1 pseudogene is annotated in these 315 nt (G+C 39.7%); it reads left to right on the top strand.

The features are described 5' to 3' along the window. Positions 1-315: pseudogene (locus A4R26_RS35000) on the top strand (hypothetical protein); the annotation flags it as partial.

Below are 315 nucleotides of genomic sequence, written 5' to 3'. Positions count from 1 at the left end.
ATCCGTCAGGAATTGATGAAGGAAAAAATGGCTCAAATTGGTGCGATATCTATTCAATACGAATGTGAGCGGCGGGGAATAAAACCACCACCCGCCATATGGACAATTAACCGCGTTATTGCAAAGCATGGCTTAAACAAAGACATTCCTTTTCAAAAAGCACCGAAAGACTATCCTGATTTATTCTGTCATACCCATCAGATGGATTTAGTGGGGCCACGTTATATCAAAGGTGATGGCAAGTTTTATAGTGTTAATTTGATTGACACTACTACACATAGTTGTTTCACAAAAGCAGCGCGTACTAAATCTTCT

The organism is Niastella populi, assembly GCF_002078015.1.
GTDB classification, from domain to species: Bacteria; Bacteroidota; Bacteroidia; order Chitinophagales; family Chitinophagaceae; genus Niastella; species Niastella populi.
This window is presented reverse-complemented; position numbering and strand designations above follow the sequence as displayed.